Below are 17,877 nucleotides of genomic sequence, written 5' to 3' on the forward strand. Positions count from 1 at the left end.
CGTGTTGCAATGCAGGATCATGCCCTGGAGGCTGCGCTGTTTCGGCGCCGGGCTTTGTTTTGTTTTGCCTGTGTGGTGCTGATGATAAGCGTGCTTGTGGTTAACCTGTACCAACTGCAAGTGGTGGCCCACAAAGACTATCAAACCCGCTCCAAAGATAACCGCACACGGGTTATTCCTACCGCGCCAAATCGCGGCCTAATCTTTGATCGCAACGGCATTTTGATTGCCGAAAACCGCCCGGCCTTTTCGCTGCAAATGATCCCAGAAAAGGTCAAAGACTCAGCGGTTGCATTGGATAACTTGGCCGAGTTGATGGAGCTCGACGCTGAGCACATTGAAGAACTCAAAGAGCGCCTAAAGCGCCATCGTCGTTTTAAGCCGCTAACGGTTATTAGCCAGCTCGACGAAGCTCAAGTGGCGCTATTTAGCGTTAACCAACACAGATTTACAGGCTTTAGCGTGGAAGCTGGCCTTAAGCGTCACTACCCCTACGCCGAAGAGCTAACTCACCTACTTGGTTACGTGGGTCGCATCAACGCGCGCGATACTCAGAATTTAGAGCTGGCCGACAAGATGGGGCAATACGCCGCCACCAATGACATAGGCAAGCTCGGCATTGAGCGCTATTACGAAGACCAATTACACGGCATTCCAGGCTATCGCAAAGAAGAGGTCAACAACCGCGGCCGCATTATTCAAACCATCGAAGAGCAGGCACCTGTGGCCGGTGACGACCTGTATTTGAGCGTGGACCTCAAGCTACAAGAATCGGCGATTGAGCTACTGGATGGCCGCCGTGGTGCAGTGGTCGCGATTGACCCCAAAGACGGTGGCATTTTGGCCATGGTGTCATCGCCTTCGTACGACCCTAACCAGTTTGTGCACGGCATCAGCGGACCGGCTTATCGCGAGCTATTGAATTCTCTGGATAGACCGCTGATTAATCGCGCCACCCAAGGTCAGTACGCACCAGCATCGACGGTGAAACCCCATTTGGGCCTAGCTGGGCTCGAGCACGAAATCATCACAGAGAACACCAAGATTTGGGATCCAGGCTGGTGGCAAATTCCCGGTGTGGAGCGTCGCTATCGCGACTGGAAAAAGTGGGGCCACGGTTGGGTAGACTTGCACCACAGTGTGGCCGAGTCCTGCGACACCTACTTCTACGATCTGGCCTACAAAATGGGCATCGACAAAATTAGCCAATTCATGCTGCCCTTTGGTTTTGGCGAAAGCACTGGCATTGATATTCACGAAGAGTATTACGGCATTCTTCCCTCACGGGATTGGAAGCGAATTAAGTACAACCAACCTTGGTACATAGGCGATACCATTTCTATTGGTATTGGTCAGGGTTACTGGACCGCAACCCCGCTGCAAATGGCGCAATCGGTGGCAATCATTGCCAACCGCGGCGAGCGCATTCCACCGCATCTGCTAAAAGAATCACGTCAGGGCGATGAAGTCACCGAGTATGAGGTAGAGCCTCTGCCGCCGATTGAACTCAAAGACGAGGCAAACTGGGACATCATCGCCAAATCCATGTACCTCACCGCCCACCGCCTCAATGGTTCGGGCTATAACCTATTTAAAGACTCGCCCTACAAAGCGGCGGTGAAGTCCGGTACTGGCCAAGTGTTCGGCATTGCCGAAGACGCCAAGTACAAGGCTGAAGAAGTGGACGAACGCTTGCGCGATAACGCCTTGTTCGTCGGCTACGCCCCCTATGAAGACCCTAAGATTGTGGTAGCCGTGATTGTCGAAAACGCCGGTTGGGGTGCAGCTAACGCCGGCCCTGTGGCCAAAGCCGTGATGGACGCCTACTTACTCGACCCAAATACTGGAGAGCTTAAATGAATGCCATGAGCCCCAGCCGTCCCAACATTTGGTTTCGAATGCACATCGACCTGCCTTTGTTGCTTGGGATATTGGCCCTGTTGGCTTACAGTTTTGTGGCCATTTACTCCGCCGGTGGCGAGAGTATGAATCTGCTAAAAGCTCAGAGCATTCGCATTGGCTTGGGTCTGGTTATCATGCTTGTGGTGGCTCAGTTAAACCCTGAGATCTTAAAGCGCTGGGCACTCCCCATCTACTTACTTGGGATCCTCCTGTTAATTGGCGTGCACTTTTTCGGGGAGACCAACAAAGGCGCACAACGCTGGCTCAACTTGGGCTTCATGGAGTTCCAGCCCTCCGAGCTGATGAAGCTGGCCTTTCCGATTACCATGGCTTGGTACATTAGCCAGTTCCCGCTACCACCGCGCAAAACCCAGTTGCTCGGCGGCCTGCTGCTGTTGTTAATCCCGACCCTACTGATTGCCAAGCAGCCGGATTTGGGCACCTCAATTCTGGTGGCAAGTTCCGGCGTATTCGTGCTGTTCATGTCGGGCATGAGTTGGGCGATTGTTCTGACATGCGTGGCGGCGGTATTGGCCATGGTGCCTGTGTTGTGGTTCTTCTTGATGAAGGCCTACCAAAAGCAACGAGTACTGACCTTCTTAAATCCTGAGAGCGATCCGTTAGGGTCTGGCTATCACATCATTCAGTCCAAAATCGCCATCGGTTCTGGCGGCATGACCGGCCAAGGCTGGCTGCAGGGCTCCCAGTCGCAACTGGAGTTTTTGCCTGAGCGTCACACCGACTTTATCTTCGCGGTAATTGGCGAAGAGTTTGGCTTGTTTGGCGCAATATTGCTGCTGGCGATTTATCTGTACGTCATCGGTCGTGGCCTTGTGATTGCCTCGCGCGCCCAAACCAGTTTCGCCCGCTTACTCGCCGGCAGTTTGACCCTAACATTCTTCGTCTACCTGTTCGTTAACATCGGTATGGTCAGCGGCTTACTGCCTGTGGTTGGGGTTCCCCTGCCACTGGTGAGCTATGGTGGCACCTCGATGCTGACGCTGATGGTTGGCTTTGGTATCTTAATGAGTATTCATACTCACCGACGCTACGTGAACCGATAATCATAATGAAATTGACTGCTTCAATAGCTGCTGCAGCGGCTATTTTAGGTGCCAGCTTGGCACAAACCGCACTGGCGATAACCCCAGAGCAAGCTCGTCAGGACTTCGAGCAAAAGCAACTAGACAAGGGTTACACTCAGGCCCAAATCAACCAATTCCTGGCCAGCGCCAGCAAGAGCGAGGCGGTACTCGAAGCCATTGCTCGTCCATGGGAAGCCAAACCTTGGCATCAGTACTACCCCATCTTTTTGACCGACAAACGAGTCAAAGGTGGCGTTGACTTCTGGCAAGAGCACAGCGATACCATCAGCAAGGTCAGCAACAAATTTGGGGTAGAGCCTGAAATCATAGTGGCGATTATTGGTGTGGAAACCTACTACGGTACCTACATGGGCACCCACAAGGTGATCGACGCTTTGTATTCCTTGGGCTTTCATTACCCACCGCGCGCCACTTTTTTCCGCTCTGAGCTTGGCCACTTGATGGACTTGGTTGAAGAGCACGCCTTGCCTCTGGATGAGCTCAAAGGCTCTTACGCCGGCGCTATGGGCTATGGCCAATTCATTCCGTCGAGCTATCGCGCCTACGCGGTAGATTTTGACAAAGACGGTCGTATCGATCTGTTGAACAATCCCAAAGACGCGATTGCCAGTGTAGCCAACTACTTTAAGCGCCATGGCTGGCGCGCCGATGAGCCTGTAATTTTGCCCATCGAAGTGGATGAGCAGCTGGATGCTAAAGCCCACATCTGGGATAAGAAGAAACCTAAGCACAGCGTGGCTGAGTGGATGGCAAAGGGGGCTAAGCCTTCGATTGGTCAGGACATGGACATCAACCAAAAAGCGATCTTGGTGGAGCTAGAGCAAGAGCAAGGGGCCGATTATTACCTTGGCCTCAACAACTTTTACGCCATCACTCGTTACAACCACAGCCCTTTGTATGCCATGGCTGTGTATCGCTTGAGCCAACAAATCAAGGAAGCCCATGCGAACCGCTAAGTGGTTGTGGCTAGCTGTGGCCATCAGCTTTATTGCAGGCTGTAGTGGCAACTCGGGGTCGCGCTACAGCCAAGCCAACGACAGTGCACCGAACAAGGTGCCTGACTTGGCGCATGTGGAAGACGCCCAACCCAAGTACGAACCCTACAGCCGTCAGGGCAATCGCGACTACAAGTTGCGCGGTCAGGAGTATCGTATTATTACCAACGCCGAGGGCTTCACTCAAAAAGGCCAGGCGTCATGGTACGGCAAAAAATTTCATGGCCATTTGACCTCAAACGGCGAGACCTACGATATGTATTCCATGTCGGCGGCCCACAAAACCTTGCCGCTACCTAGCTATGTCGAAGTGAAAAACTTGGACAATGGGCGCGTGACTGTGGTTCGTGTCAACGATCGCGGCCCCTTTCACCCTGGCCGAATCATCGACCTGTCCTACGCTGCTGCCAACAAGTTAGGTGTGGTGAACTCGGGCGTGGCCAACGTGGAAATTCGCGTGTTGACCCCTGAGAAACAAGCCATGGCCGGGGTCAAAGACACCCATGGTGACGACCTTTACTTTGTGCAAGTATTGGCCTCGGGCGATAAAGCTCGAGTGGAAAGCATGGGCCAGCAGTTGTCGAAGCAGTACGATGTCGGCTATCGCACCACCCAAAGTCGCACGCTCCACAAATTACAGTTGGGCCCATTGTCCAACGCAGCGCTGGCTAATGGACTTATCGCCAAGCTACATCGAGAGGGCTTCCCCACCAGTTTTTTGATTACCTCGCAGCGTTAGGGGAACCTTTTGCCTGTGTCGTAGGTCGACTAGTGATATAATGCGCTCAATTTTAAACCTAAAACCGATAGTGATATTTCTGTGTTCATGAAGAACTTATTTAAAGCCAATCGCTTACTGGCATTTTTCGCGGCCACCAGCCTTTCGCTGACCGTTACCGCGGCCCCCACAGTTATCCCTGAAGCCCCAACCGTGGCCGCTAAAGCCTTTGTGCTTATGGACTACAATTCGGGCAAAGTGCTTGCCGAAAACAATTCTTACGAGCAACTGCACCCAGCCAGCTTGACCAAGATGATGACCAGTTATGTGATTGGTCAGGAAATGGTGGCGGGCAATATTGCCCCAGATGATATGGTCACCGTTTCTGAGAATGCTTGGGCGAAGAACTTCCCAGATTCGTCAAAGATGTTCATCGAAGTGGGCAAGCAAGTATCGGTTGCCGATCTAAACCGCGGCATCATTGTCCAATCGGGTAACGATGCCTGTGTGGCCATGGCCGAGCACATTGCCGGTACCGAGAGCGGTTTTGCCGATCTGATGAACTCTTGGGCCAAGCAACTTGGCATGCAAGACAGCTTCTTCGTAAACAGCCACGGTTTGGACTCTGACCAGCACAAGACCACCGCCTACGACATGGCGATTTTAGGTCGCGCGCTGATCCGCGATGTCCCAGAAGAGTACGCGATCTACGCCGAGAAGAGCTTTACCTATAACGGTATCAAGCAGTTCAACCGCAACGGCCTGTTGTGGGACAAGAGCATGAATGTGGACGGCATTAAAACCGGCCACACCAGCAAAGCCGGTTACTCGCTAGTGACCTCGGGCACCAAAGACGGCATGCGTCTGGTTGCGGTAGTCATGGGCACTAATAGCGTTGCCGCTCGTAAAGCCGAAAGTAAAAAGCTGCTGAACTACGGTTTTCGCTTCTTTGAGAGCGTGACCCCATACAAAGCCGGCGACAGCTTCACCGAGCAGCGCATTTGGTTTGGCGATCGCAAAATGATCAAGCTGGGCGTTGACCAAGACACAGCCTTTACCCTGTACCGCGGTCAGTCGAAAAAGCTGAAAGCCAACTTTGAGCTAAACCAGGAATTGAACGCGCCAATCGAGCAAGGCGAAGTGGTGGGTAAGGTTTACTTCCAAGTGGACGGTGAAGATGTTGCGAGCTTCCCGCTAGTTACCCTTGAAGCCGTGCCTGAAGGCAGCTTAATCGACCGTATTTTCGATTACTTCCGTCAACTGTTCGCCAGTTGGTTTAATTAATCACGGCAGCGAGTCGCAATGGGCCTACGGGCCCATTTTTGCGTTTGTAGGGCTGATGGCTTGAAAAGCCGCAATATGCCCCCATAGTTAGCCCATAGCCTGTAATCATTATTTTCGGAGTCCGATATGGATACCAAATTCGACGAACTGCTTGAGTTTCCCTGCAGCTTTCCGTTCAAAGTGGTTGGTCTTGCCGACCCACAACTACCTGACCATGTGGTTAAAGTGGTACAAGCCCACGTACCTGGTGACTATCGCCCAACCACGGCCAAGTCGTCGAAAGGCACTTATCACTCGATTACTATCCGCGTAAAAGTAGAGTCGAAACAGCAAGTTGAATCCCTGTACAGCGAACTTGCCACTATTCCTGGCGTTCGTCGCGTACTCTAAGTCCCGTCAGCTCTGACTTTTTGGGCTCGGTTGGGTATAATTCCGCCGAGCCTCAAGCATAACGATAGAGATAATAAGAGTGAGCGGTCCCGCGGTTTTAATTCGACATCTTGGCCGACAGCCTTACGACAAGGTCTGGCGCGCCATGCAAGACTTCACCGACAATCGTGATGAATCGACCCAAGACGAGATTTGGGTGGTCGAGCACGAGCCGGTGTTTACTCAAGGCCAAGCTGGCAAAGAAGAGCACCTGTTAAACACGGGCGATATTCCTGTGGTTAAGGTGGATCGCGGTGGCCAGGTGACTTATCACGGCCCGGGTCAGTTAGTTGTTTACCCGCTAGTCAACATCAAGCGCGCCAACTATGGCGTGCGTCAATTGGTCACCTACATTGAGCAAAGCATTGTCGATATGCTGGCCGCATTCGGTGCCGAAGCTTACGCCAAGCCCGATGCCCCCGGTGTTTATATCAATGAGCGCAAGATTGCCTCATTGGGTCTCAGAATTCGCAAAGGTTGCTCGTTCCACGGGCTGGCCTTGAACGTGAACATGGACTTGGGTCCTTTCTTGCGGATTAATCCTTGTGGTTACGCCGGGCTTGAGATGATCCAATGCAAAGAAGTCGATGGCCCTGCGAGCGTTGTCGCCGCTGCCGATGCCCTGCTCCCAATACTCGTTCGCCACCTTGGGTTTGACACCCACCAAGAGATACAAGGATTAGCCAGTCAATATGAATAAACCAGAAAAATTGATCCCTGGGGTCAAGCTGCGCGACGCCGACAAAGTGGCCCGTATTCCAGTGAAAGTCGTGCCAACCGAGCGCGAAGAAATGCTGCGCAAACCGGATTGGTTGCGAGTAAAACTGCCAGCCAAGACGCACAAGATTGACGAAGTGAAGCAGGCCATGCGCAAGCACGGCCTGCACTCAGTGTGTGAAGAAGCTACTTGCCCAAACTTGGCTGAGTGCTTTAACCACGGTACCGCCACCTTCATGATTTTGGGTGCGATTTGTACCCGCCGTTGTCCGTTTTGCGACGTTGCCCACGGCCGTCCGTTAAAGCCGGATGCCAACGAGCCGCGCAAACTGGCCGAAACCATTCGCGACATGAAGCTCAAGTACGTGGTAATTACCTCGGTTGACCGCGATGATTTACGCGACGGTGGTGCCCAGCACTTCGCTGATTGTATTCGCGAAATTCGCGCCCTAAGCCCGCACATTAAGATTGAGATTCTGGTTCCGGATTTCCGCGGTCGTATTGAGCGCGCGCTGGATATCATCAGCCAAGAGCCGCCTGATGTGTTTAACCACAACTTGGAAACCGCGCCGCGTTTGTACCGCAAGGCCCGCCCGGGTGCTAGCTACCAGTGGTCACTGGACTTGCTAAAAGCTTTTAAAGCGCGTCATCCTGACATTCCGACTAAGTCGGGTCTGATGATGGGCTTAGGCGAGACCAACGAAGAAATCGTTGAAGTGCTGCGCGACTTGCGCGAGCACAATGTAGAGATGCTGACTCTAGGTCAGTACCTACAGCCGTCTAAGCACCACTTGCGTGTAGAGCGCTACGTGCCGCCAGCGGAATTTGACCAGCTAAAAGATATTGCCAATGAACTTGGCTTTACTCAGGCCGCCTGTGGACCACTGGTGCGCTCTAGCTACCACGCTGACATGCAGGCGCAAGGCAAGGAAGTGAAATAATCGGGTGAAGTAACCGAGTGAAATAACAATTTTCAACGGATTGCAAAAAAGCGCGGGTGATTTGCCTGCGCTTTTTTTATGCCAAGAGTAACTGCATTACTCGCGCATCTTCCCGCGGCGAGCCATCAACGCCTGGGTAATAGCCTTTGCGAATGGCAAGCTCGACAAAGCCATGGCGCAGATAGAGTTTGTTGGCCGCCAGATTAGAGGCACGCACTTCGAGAAATAGGCTGGCACACTGACGGCGCTTGGCAGCCGCTATGACTTGCTGCATTAACTGATTGCCCAAGCCTTTGCCTTGAGCGTTTGGAGCAACACAGATGTTTAGCAGGCTCGCTTCATCGAGTACGTAGTGAGAAACGAAGTAGCCTTGCAGCTTAGCGCCTTCAAACAGCCCGACAAAATCGTGGTGTTCATCAAAGCAGGCTTGCAAGCTAGAATCACCCCAGGGGGCAAGGTGCGCCGTTTGCTCAATTGCAGTGATGGCATCTAGATCCGCCATCGTGAGTGGGCGAAAGCTCAGTGAATGATGACTGGACGGCGGAGTTTGCAAGGACACCTTAACCCAAGCCTTTTAGCGCCTGCCACAATGTGCGTTTTTGTTCGGGATTGGCGCCAAGTTCAGCTAGCGTTCCGGTAGCGACAGTTTTTCCTACCTCAACTTCGACGGGCTTAGTTCCGGCGAACCACACCAATTCGGCCTGCACCTTTGAGTCTGGTTCTTGAGCAATCTGCACATCGTCAATACTGAGCTTGGCGGCGGCGATGATCTTGCCGAACAAAGGGTCGCCTTTCAGCTCATCCGCCGCTTGTTGGCTCACCACTAATAGCCGCGCTTTTCGCAGGCTTGGTTGCGCAGCTTGTTGGGTTTGTACCGGCTTTTGGCGGTAGCGAGTGATGCCTAGCGCATCCAGGTATTGAGCTTGGTCAGAATTCATCGAATATCCTTGGGTTAGCCGCATTATGATGCCAGAGACAGACCGATTTCGCCAACCGGCTCACACCTCAATGCAAAGTTGAGTAAATGCTTTTGTCAGTTTAACTAAGCCCTTGTTAGCCTTGGCGCACTGGGTCTAATAACGAGTACAAGATGAACAGCAAACTCTCTAAATTTCTGTGGCTTAGCCCAATTGTTGTGGCGGGACTGGCTTGGTCTTTTTGGCCAAGCGAGGATGACGCTCAAAACGCATCTGTCAGCTATCAAACTTCACAAGTCTCTCTGGGAGATATACGCCAAACCATCAGTGCCACAGGCTCGCTTGAGGCGGTAGATGACGTGGTTATCGGTGCTCAACTGTCGGGCCAAATCACTAAAATCATGGTGGACTTCAACGATGTCGTTGAACAGGGGCAACTGTTAGCGCAAATTGACCCCAGTACCTTTGAAGCCAAAGTCGCGCAAGCCAGCGCTTTGGTGCTAAAGCAGGAAGCGGACCTCAAGTTACAAGGCATCGCGATTCAGCAGGCTGAAGTTAATCTCGAACAAGCCAAACGCGACCTGCGCCAAGCCCAAGAGCTGTTTACCAAAAACCACTTGTCCCAAAACGAACTGGACGATATGGCTAGCCAAGCCAAGCTCGCCGAATTGGCGCTTAAGCAAGCTCATGCGCAAATGGATGTGCTACAAGCGAATTTGGCCTCTAGCAAAGCCAGCTTGCGACAAAGCCAAATTGACTTGGATCGCACCGAGATCCGAGCCCCTATCGATGGCTTTGTGATTAATCGCACCATAGAAGCCGGCCAAACCGTTGCCAGCAGCTACAACACCCCAGAGCTGTTCACCTTGGCAAAGGATCTGGCCCAAATGGAGATTCACGCCCACATCGACGAGTCGGATATCGGCTTTGTAAAACTCAAGCAAAGCGTCAACTTCAGCGTTGATGCTCACCCTGAGCGACGATTTCGCGGTCAAGTCACCCAGATTCGCCAAGCTCCGCAAGAAAACTCTGGCGTGGTGAGTTACATCGTCATCATGCAGGCCAACAATCCACAAGGCTTATTGCTGCCAGGAATGACTGCCAATCTGACCATCAATGTAGACACTTTGCACCAGGTGCAACGAGTGCCTAGCACGGCGCTGCGCATTGGCGAGCGTTTGGGAGCCAAGCAAGCAGATGGACGACCGAATTTGATGCAAACCCTTGAGCAACTGGACCTAAGCGACGAGCAAAAAGCTCAACTGCAAGCCGGTATGCCAAAGCGTCCGAGTACGCCAAGCAGCAGTGCCCGCAATCAATATCGCCAAAAAATCAGTGCACTTTTAAAAGAAGTCCTGACAGAAGAGCAGGCGCAACTCAACCGTGACATTCGCGACGGCAAGGTGCGCTTTGCCCATTTGGCACTACTTGAAAATGGTCAGCCGGTGCTCACTCGAGTGCAGTTAGGTATCAGCGACGACGAACACACAGCTGTGATCAGCCCGGACCTTGGCGAGGCACATGTGATTACTTCAATGGGTCGCAAATAGCATGACAGCAGTAATCGAGTGCCACGGTGTGCACCACAGCTTTACCATGGCGGGAGAGGACTTCCCGGTACTCAAAGACATTTCCTTGAAGATTGAGCCTGGAGAGATGGTGGCGATCATGGGGCCTTCTGGCTCGGGTAAATCCACCTTAATGAACTTGATTGGTTGTTTGATGCAACCCAAACAAGGCCAGCTGAAAATCTTGGGCCAAGCCACAGAAAAGCTTAGCCGCGGTCAGCTAGCCCAGCTTCGCGGCGAGCGTATTGGCTTTGTGTTTCAACAATTCAACCTGCTGGCCCGTACATCAGCGCAAGACAATGTCAGCATGCCCATGATGTACAACAACACCCCAAAAGCCGAAGCGCAGCGTAGAGCGCTAGAGTGTTTGGAGTTAGTGGGGCTGTCGGACAAGCTGGCCAATCACCCCAGCCAACTATCCGGCGGTCAGCAGCAAAGAGTGGCAATTGCGCGAGCCTTGGTGAATCAGCCCGCGATCCTGCTGGCAGACGAGCCCACCGGTGCGCTCGATAGTAAAACTAGTAGGGAAATCATGGCCTTGTTTCGTAGCCTTAATCGCCAAGGCCAAACCATAGTGATTGTGACTCACGAAATGGAAGTGGCCGAGCAGGCGGACCGAATTGTGTCAGTTAAGGACGGTCAGTTGTGTCAGGGGGTGCAATTGTGAGTAGCATAACCACAGCTTTATTGTCGCTAAAACGCAACCTGATGCGCTCGATCCTCACCACGCTGGGAATCATTATTGGAATCAGCGCCGTTATCGTGATGTTTGCCCTCGGTGAGGGAGCCCAACGCCAAGTACAAGCGCAAATAGAAAGTCTGGGCAGTAACTTACTAATGGTTCGCAATGGCTCGATCACCAGTGGTGGTGCCAAAGGCGCGGCAGGCACCCGTTCACGTATGGAGTTAGCCGACCTCTACGCCATTCAAAAGCAGATCCCCGAAGTGCAAAGTGCCGCCGCTACGGTTAACGGTCAGGCTCAAGTGGTATGGGGTAACGCCAACTGGAATACCGGTGTGGAAGGGGCGAGCGCTGATATTCTTAGCGCCAATAACTGGCGCTTGAGCGAGGGTCGGGCCTTTAGTGACGCCGAGGTGCGCTCGGGTGCCAAGGTAGCCTTGATGGGGCAAACCGTGGCCAAGGAGCTGTTTGGCGATGCTAGCCTCGCTCTTGGTGCCAGCGTACGAGTTAACAAGGTACCGCTGAAGGTGATTGGATTACTTGAGGGCAAAGGACAGGACATGCGCGGCTACGATCAGGACGACACTCTGATTGTCCCTATCACGACCGCCAATCGACGGGTATTGGGTTCGAGCAATGCCAATCGAGTGAAGCGGCTGGTTATCTCGGTGGATAGCTCTGACAACATGGATTACGTTGCCTCAGAGGTTGAGCAGTTGTTACTGCAAAGGCACCGACTGAGCGCCAACCAATCCAGCGCCTTTAACGTAATGAATCTCTCCGCCATGATGAATACTCGTGCACAAGCCAATCAGGTGTTCAATTCATTGTTAGCGGGTGTCGCTGCTGTGTCTTTGCTGGTCGGCGGTATTGGCGTGATGAACATAATGCTGGTGAGCGTCACCGAGCGTACTCGCGAGATTGGTTTGCGGATGGCGGTAGGAGCGCGCCCAAAAGACATATTGGTGCAGTTTCTAGTGGAAAGTGCCCTGCTATGTATATTAGGTGCGATCGTAGGCGTACTGCTCTCTATGGCGGCAATCTTTGTGATGGAATTCCAGTTCGGCTGGCCGATGGCGACGTCACCACTGATCATGCTCATCAGTGTTTTAGCTACGGGAATCATAGGTATTGGCTTTGGCTTCTATCCGGCCTACAAAGCGGCCAATCTGGACCCAATTGAAGCATTGCGTTATGAGTAGTCCTGTGAGCTAGACTTGCTATAAACCAAAACGAGGATCGCTATGGCACACCCATTTGACTCGATGCCGTTACCCGAGGGCGGTAATTTACTCTTTACCCCTTGCCCTGGGACCAAAGACGAAGATCTCGATGCCTCGCTGGCGCGTCTAAAAAACGCTGGAGCGGTGGCTGTGGTATCCACCACACCTGGTGCCGAGATGGCAAAGCTACAAGTTGCAGCCTTGCCTCAGAGTTGTGAGAGTTTGGGGCTAGCCTGGTATCACTTTCCCATCAGTGACGACAGTGCCCCTAGCGAGTCATTTGAACAGGCCTTCGCTGCGAGCAAAGCTGAGGTGTTAGCACTGTTACAACAAGGCGGAACCATTGCGATTCACTGTAAGGGTGGTTCAGGACGCACCGGATTATTGGCGGCGCTATTGCGATTAGCGTTGGGGCATGACCCAAAGGTGGTGAAAGCCGAAGTTCAAGCCCTAAGGCCTAAGGCTTTGGTTCATCCAGTGCAGTTGGGATACTTCGAATCTCAATTGGGGTAACAGCTGATTCAGTGCGGAAAACAGGCAACAAAAAAGCGCATTCAAAAGATGCGCTTTTTTGTTGATTTATATGGCAGGGGTGGAGGGATTCGAACCCCCAACATTCGGTTTTGGAGACCGACGTTCTGCCAATTGGAACTACACCCCTGCAAATCGAGTTGGCATTATACAAGAGGGTCACCAAAGGTAAAGGGATTTTTTAGCAAAGCCCCGCCGATTGGCTATTCCGTCTACAATCGCCATTCAAAGACTAGAGTCTAACCAATCGGAAATCCAGTCTTGAATTAAGTGGGGTGATTTAGCCCAATTGAAATGGTCCATCGGCTTGTTAATGCTGTCTATTTTTTTCGGCAAATGGTGATAGTCGCGCTTGCCCGCCGCAAATTTATTCGCCAGGTTCTTGGTCGACTGCTGGCTGGCATAGGTATCCCCTTCCACAGTAATTCCGAGCACCGGTAGCTCCCGTGAATTGAACGCTGACTCATAGTCAAAGCTCGAACCAAGCAGCTCGTATCGGCCGGTGCGCCCACAGTGCCCCCAATCAGCCATAACACTCATGGCCTCTCTGCCGGCAAACCCCACTAAGTTGCCAGGAAAGTATCCATTTAGCTTGGCAATCCATGGGAACACTGAGACGATAATTCTCAGGCCAACTTTTTCTAAACCGCTCCAACCTTTGTAGTGCACCAATCCCGAAGCGACTAAAACAATACCCTGCAGGCTATCTGGATAACGAGCGGCGACTAAGCTCGCCAGTTGCCCGCCTAGACTATGCCCTAGCGCAATGGCTCGAGTGTTCGGAAAAAGGTCCTGACCTTGGTTGATCACCTGCTGACAATCGAGAACCATGCGCTCGTAGCCAAAATCCCTATCCCGCTTGGGTTGATACTGAAAACTGCCGTGTCCGCGGTGATCGCTAATCACCACATTCACGCCAAGGGACTGCAACGACTTGGCCAAGGGAATATAAAAGCGCGCCCACACACTCATTGCAGGAAAAATATAGAAGGTGGTATCTGCGTCTTCGGTGGCAAATATCAGGAGAGTCGACGACGTATCGTCATTGTAGTGCATGGCTTGAGTTTGATATCCAGGGTCGCTCTGGCTCACAACAAGGCTCAACAATTGATTAACAGATCGGTTCAGTCTAGAGCAAATGGTCTAACTTCGATAGTACTTTCTAGTTTCTACCTCAAGTGCTTTACTAGGCAATGAGTCTTTCAAGGGGAGTTCAAGCTCAAACTCATGGTCAAGATAACCTATCAGGACATCTACCCTTCCCAGCCTATGTTGGATAGCAGCCAATTGGCCAGCGCTGGCGAGCTGTTGACTCTGGAATACTTTGAGGCCGAGCCCGATCGCATGCCCGAGCAGGTGTTTGACCAGCACCATATACTGATCAATCTCAATGATGCCCCTCACCGCTTGGAAAACTGGCGCGATGGTGAGCACAGAGATTTCACCTATTGTAAAGACGAAATCATAGTCACGCCTGCTGGTGTACGCAGTGGTTGGCGCTGGCATGCCAAGTCTAAAGTACTGGTTATCACCATAGCCCCGGCGCAACTTGAGCGTTTCGCGCAGACTCAAGTGGGCGTGCTACTGGACCAAGCCCAGTTGTCGTCCCTGCCCCAGTTCGAGGACCCAGACATTTGCCGTGCCGGCGAAATGCTGCTCGATGCCCTTGCCAATAGGCAGCTTGGGTCAGAGTTGATGTTTGAAAGCCTGGCCCGAGTGTTTCTGGTCAAACTGATCCAAAAATACGGCTTGCGGCAACAGGATTACGACTTTTCCAGAAGCTTTACCGCCCGCCACTATAAAGCAGTGCTCGACTATGTCGCCGCGCACTTTTCCCACTCCATATTGGTTGAAGATCTGGCAGCCCAAGCAAACTTAAGCCCGTCTCATTTTGCTGTGTTGTTTAAGCGCACCATGGGACTTAGCCCGATGCAGTTTGTCCTCAATTATCGTCTAGAACAAGCCAAGCAATTGCTCACCAAGTCAGATAAGCCGCTGATTGATATCGCGATAAGCTGTGGCTTCTCGGACCAAGCGCACTTTTCGAGACAGTTTAAGTCCGAGCAGAATGAAACCCCGTCGAACTACCGAAAGCGCGTGCAAGTAGGATCGTAGAAATCTTCAAAAGCTTCGCGCTTTCCTTCAAGAAGCCTCTAGCTAAGTTAGCTAAATTTAGTACCAAGCCAAGCATCTAAACATTTCATTTTGGAGGCAAGAATGAAGACTTGTGTACGATTTTCTCGCGATAACCACAGCTTAGTTGGCAACCTGTATCTTCCTGATGATTACCAAGCAGGAGCGCCGTTAGCGGCGGTGGTGATTACCGGCGCTTGGACCAGCGTCAAAGAGCAAATGCCCGCAGTATACGCCGCCAAATTATCACAACTGGGATATGCTGCACTGACCTTTGACTTTAGTGGTTGGGGAGAGTCCGAAGGTTCGCCCCGTTTTGTTGAAGATCCGAGCCAGAAAACCAAAGATATTCACGCAGCCGTTGAGTTCCTAAGCCAACGCCCAGAAGTGGATGCCAAGCGTATTGCAGGTCTGGGGATCTGTGCATCTGCGGGTTACATGGCGGATGTCGCTTCCACCAATCCCCTCGTAAAGACGCTAGCCTTAGTGGCGCCTTGGCTTCACGACCGCACAATTGTTGACCAAGTCTATGGCGGCGAGACTGCAGTGAATGAGCTAATCGCACTTGGAGACAAAGCGATGCAAGCGGCGGAACCTATGTTGATCCAGGCTGCGAGTGCTACCAATCAGGACTCTTTGATGTATCAGGCACCTTACTACACCGAAGCTGACCGCGGCCTTATCAAAGAGTACGACAATCAATTTAACCTAGCCTCATGGTCACCTTGGTTGCAATACGATGCTCTCAAGAGTGCTACTCAATTGAAAAAACCTAGCTTAATGGTTCACTCACAACAAGCCGCGATCCCCTTTGGTGCCGAAAAGTATGCACAGTTAGCTGGTTCCAATGTTGAACTGGTATGGATAGAAGACGCCACTCAGTTTGACTTCTACGACCAAGACTTTGCCGTAAATGCCGCCATTGATGCAGCGGCAACCCACCTTAAAGCAAGTTTGTAGGGGACATGATGAAACAAGCAGATATCGCAGCGCTGAAAAGCCTGGTACACGCCGTCGCTGTGTACGCCGATAATGGTGAATTTGACGCCCTTGAGCAACTATTCGCACAAGAGATACTAGTAGACTACAGCTCCCTTAGCGGGGCTGAGGCTGAAGTCAAAAGCCCAGAAGCGCTGATGACCCAGTGGGCCAGTTTGCTACCAGGCTTTGAGCAAACCTTACATCAGATAGGCACCATCGAGGTGTCGGTGGAAGGTGATCGCGCAAGCGCTCACGCCAAAGTGGTCGCTGATCACTATGTGAATCAACTGCATTGGCAGGTATCTGGAAGCTATGACTACCAGTTTATCCGCCAACAGCAAGACTGGTTAATCAGCGCAATTCAATTCAACTTGGTTGATGAACGAGGCACTCGTGATGTCTTTGCGCCCGCCGCCGCTAACGCCAAAGCGCAACCTGTGGCTTATCTTCAACGACAGCAATCCCAAGCCGCCGTCAAAGCTTTCCTTCGGTCTCTAGAGTCAAAGGACATGAGTAGTTTTGCCGAATTGTGGGCGGAGGACGTAGTACAAGACATGCCCTTCTCCCCTGAAGGGCATCCAAAGCGAGTGGTAGGCAAAGCCAACATTCTCGAGCTTTACGCCAACTGGCCAAACGTAGCTAGAGATGCAGACTTCACCTCAAACCTAGTCTTCTATCCAACCCAAGATCCACAAACCCTGTTTGTCGAGTTTACCGGTGATGTCCAAGTCATACCCACCGGCCGCCACTACCAACAAACCTACGCCGCCCTATTCCACGTCGAAAACCAAAAGATCACCCTTTTCCGAGAGTACTACAACCCCGCCCCCTTCTCCTGGGCCTTCGCCCTAAACGAATAAACACAAAGCAGCCCACGGGCTGCTTTTTCTTTCCCTGTCTAGTCACCAAGGCACGATTTGCCCTAATGACGACTACACTAGACTACAAATTGCAGATCTTTCTGAATTGAGCCAGACACACTTTTTGGGACGGTACCTACATGTTTTCGAAGAAAGCTCACATGGGGGTGACAAATTCGTCGGGAACGAATTTGAACGCACTTTAGTGCGGCCCGGAGGGTGACCTACAGGGAAGTAGGTCATAAGAGGACCGACGCGCTAGTAGCGGCTTTGCAGTTAGCAACGGGCAGGTTCATCTTTCCCTGCGAGGAGCCTGGCGGTGTCCAGGCCTTCGCAGAGCTCAGGCCGTTACGCCGGCGAAGGCCAAACTCTTGGCCTTCTTATTCCCGGCTCCACCCTACTTTACTCGTATCTTCCTGATACTCGCCCTGCGGGTCGCACTCTGTGCGCTCAAAACTGTTCCCGACAGTTTTGTCACATGTTAAGAACTCGCTTCGCTCGGCTCTTTACTATCCCATTTGAGAGTACATCATCGGACGTCATCTGATATAGATATTCGAAGAAAGCTCACATGGGGGTGACGAGGACCGAAACGAAGTTTCGCAGCCGAGGAACGCGGAACGAAGTGAAGCGGGGAGTCCTTGCGGCGCTCAGTGTTGATTCGAAGTCATGGAGTAGAGCCCGCAAGGGATGACCGCGAGAGTAGGTCAGCGCCGGGCGACGAATACGAAAAAAGCCCCTGTCATAAGACAGGGGCTTTTCAGTATTTGGAGCCTGGCGGTGACCTACTCTCACATGGGGAAACCCCACACTACCATCGGCGCTATTGCGTTTCACTGCTGAGTTCGGAATGGGATCAGGTGGGTCCACAATGCTATGGCCGCCAAGCA

General features: G+C 52.3%; 18 protein-coding genes, 1 tRNA gene and 1 rRNA gene. 15 read left to right on the forward strand and 5 right to left on the reverse strand.

Features of this window, described 5'->3' with window-relative positions; translation table 11 throughout:
• Window positions 1–9: 9 nt before the first annotated feature.
• The 8 genes from mrdA (at window position 10) to lipA (ending at window position 8,092) form a co-directional block, all read left to right on the forward strand.
• Window positions 10–1,860: a penicillin-binding protein 2 gene (gene mrdA / locus CLC93_RS03270; RefSeq protein WP_095504496.1), complete on the forward strand. Its 1,851-nt coding sequence runs from the start codon at window positions 10–12 to the stop codon at window positions 1,858–1,860.
• Window positions 1,861–1,865: 5 nt separating this feature from the next.
• On the forward strand, window positions 1,866–2,966 hold the full coding sequence (gene rodA / locus CLC93_RS03275) for a rod shape-determining protein RodA (protein ID WP_425439835.1): 1,101 nt from the start codon (window positions 1,866–1,868) through the stop codon (window positions 2,964–2,966).
• Window positions 2,967–2,971: 5 nt separating this feature from the next.
• Entirely contained in the window at window positions 2,972–3,964 is a 993-nt protein-coding gene (gene mltB / locus CLC93_RS03280) for a lytic murein transglycosylase B (RefSeq protein ID WP_095504498.1), read from the forward strand.
• A complete protein-coding gene (locus tag CLC93_RS03285; protein WP_095504499.1) occupies window positions 3,951–4,742 on the forward strand; it encodes a septal ring lytic transglycosylase RlpA family protein in 792 nt (263 codons plus the stop codon). Before mltB ends, CLC93_RS03285 begins: the two co-directional genes overlap by 14 nt.
• A gap of 87 nt (window positions 4,743–4,829) precedes the next feature.
• Window positions 4,830–6,005: a serine hydrolase gene (locus CLC93_RS03290; RefSeq protein ID WP_095504500.1), complete on the forward strand. Its 1,176-nt coding sequence runs from the start codon at window positions 4,830–4,832 to the stop codon at window positions 6,003–6,005.
• Window positions 6,006–6,131: 126 nt separating this feature from the next.
• A complete protein-coding gene (gene ybeD / locus CLC93_RS03295; protein ID WP_095504501.1) occupies window positions 6,132–6,395 on the forward strand; it encodes a DUF493 family protein YbeD in 264 nt (87 codons plus the stop codon).
• A gap of 79 nt (window positions 6,396–6,474) precedes the next feature.
• On the forward strand, window positions 6,475–7,134 hold the full coding sequence (gene lipB, locus CLC93_RS03300) for a lipoyl(octanoyl) transferase LipB (RefSeq protein WP_095504502.1): 660 nt from the start codon (window positions 6,475–6,477) through the stop codon (window positions 7,132–7,134).
• Window positions 7,127–8,092, forward strand: coding sequence for a lipoyl synthase (lipA, locus tag CLC93_RS03305; RefSeq protein ID WP_095504503.1), 966 nt, complete (start codon window positions 7,127–7,129; stop codon window positions 8,090–8,092). The genes lipB and lipA overlap by 8 nt, the downstream gene beginning before the upstream one ends.
• 76 nt (window positions 8,093–8,168) lie before the next feature.
• Here lipA and rimI read toward each other — a convergent pair whose 3' ends face one another.
• Together rimI and CLC93_RS03315 are read right to left on the reverse strand one after the other, a co-directional pair.
• Window positions 8,169–8,651 (reverse strand): ribosomal protein S18-alanine N-acetyltransferase, encoded by a 483-nt coding sequence (rimI, locus tag CLC93_RS03310; protein WP_141237337.1) that lies wholly within the window; start codon window positions 8,649–8,651, stop codon window positions 8,169–8,171.
• A 1-nt stretch (window position 8,652) separates the two neighbouring features.
• Window positions 8,653–9,030, reverse strand: coding sequence for a DNA polymerase III subunit psi (locus CLC93_RS03315; protein ID WP_169902790.1), 378 nt, complete (start codon window positions 9,028–9,030; stop codon window positions 8,653–8,655).
• A 152-nt stretch (window positions 9,031–9,182) separates the two neighbouring features.
• Between CLC93_RS03315 and CLC93_RS03320 the strand changes: the two genes are divergently transcribed.
• Genes CLC93_RS03320 through CLC93_RS03335 form a run of 4 tightly spaced genes read left to right on the forward strand, consistent with a single transcriptional unit; the run spans window position 9,183 to window position 12,995 of the window.
• A complete protein-coding gene (locus CLC93_RS03320) occupies window positions 9,183–10,559 on the forward strand; it encodes an efflux RND transporter periplasmic adaptor subunit (RefSeq protein ID WP_095504506.1) in 1,377 nt (458 codons plus the stop codon).
• 1 nt (window position 10,560) lies between these two features.
• On the forward strand, window positions 10,561–11,244 hold the full coding sequence (locus tag CLC93_RS03325) for an ABC transporter ATP-binding protein (protein ID WP_095504507.1): 684 nt from the start codon (window positions 10,561–10,563) through the stop codon (window positions 11,242–11,244).
• On the forward strand, window positions 11,241–12,461 hold the full coding sequence (locus CLC93_RS03330; RefSeq protein ID WP_245837054.1) for an ABC transporter permease: 1,221 nt from the start codon (window positions 11,241–11,243) through the stop codon (window positions 12,459–12,461). Before CLC93_RS03325 ends, CLC93_RS03330 begins: the two co-directional genes overlap by 4 nt.
• A gap of 42 nt (window positions 12,462–12,503) precedes the next feature.
• Entirely contained in the window at window positions 12,504–12,995 is a 492-nt protein-coding gene (locus CLC93_RS03335) for a phosphatase domain-containing putative toxin (RefSeq protein WP_095504508.1), read from the forward strand.
• 71 nt (window positions 12,996–13,066) lie between these two features.
• Here the strand turns inward: CLC93_RS03335 and CLC93_RS03340 are convergent.
• Together CLC93_RS03340 and CLC93_RS03345 are read right to left on the reverse strand one after the other, a co-directional pair.
• A tRNA-Trp gene (locus CLC93_RS03340) sits at window positions 13,067–13,143 on the reverse strand.
• A gap of 95 nt (window positions 13,144–13,238) precedes the next feature.
• Entirely contained in the window at window positions 13,239–14,105 is an 867-nt protein-coding gene (locus tag CLC93_RS03345) for an alpha/beta fold hydrolase (RefSeq protein WP_095504509.1), read from the reverse strand.
• Between the two features lie 135 nt (window positions 14,106–14,240).
• On the opposite strand from CLC93_RS03345, the gene CLC93_RS03350 reads away from it, so the two are divergent.
• The 3 genes from CLC93_RS03350 to CLC93_RS03360 all read left to right on the forward strand — a co-directional run bounded on the left by CLC93_RS03350 (window position 14,241) and on the right by CLC93_RS03360 (window position 16,987).
• Entirely contained in the window at window positions 14,241–15,128 is an 888-nt protein-coding gene (locus tag CLC93_RS03350; RefSeq protein WP_095504510.1) for a helix-turn-helix domain-containing protein, read from the forward strand.
• Between the two features lie 102 nt (window positions 15,129–15,230).
• Window positions 15,231–16,106: an alpha/beta hydrolase gene (locus CLC93_RS03355; RefSeq protein ID WP_095504511.1), complete on the forward strand. Its 876-nt coding sequence runs from the start codon at window positions 15,231–15,233 to the stop codon at window positions 16,104–16,106.
• Between the two features lie 5 nt (window positions 16,107–16,111).
• A complete protein-coding gene (locus tag CLC93_RS03360; protein ID WP_095504512.1) occupies window positions 16,112–16,987 on the forward strand; it encodes a nuclear transport factor 2 family protein in 876 nt (291 codons plus the stop codon).
• A gap of 772 nt (window positions 16,988–17,759) precedes the next feature.
• On the opposite strand, the gene rrf is transcribed toward CLC93_RS03360, so the two are convergent.
• Window positions 17,760–17,875: ribosomal RNA gene (gene rrf / locus CLC93_RS03365) — 5S ribosomal RNA — on the reverse strand.
• Window positions 17,876–17,877: the final 2 nt, after the last annotated feature.

Origin of the sequence: Paraferrimonas sedimenticola, from assembly GCF_002282855.1 — a bacterium.
Lineage (GTDB): Bacteria > Pseudomonadota > Gammaproteobacteria > Enterobacterales > Shewanellaceae > Paraferrimonas > Paraferrimonas sedimenticola.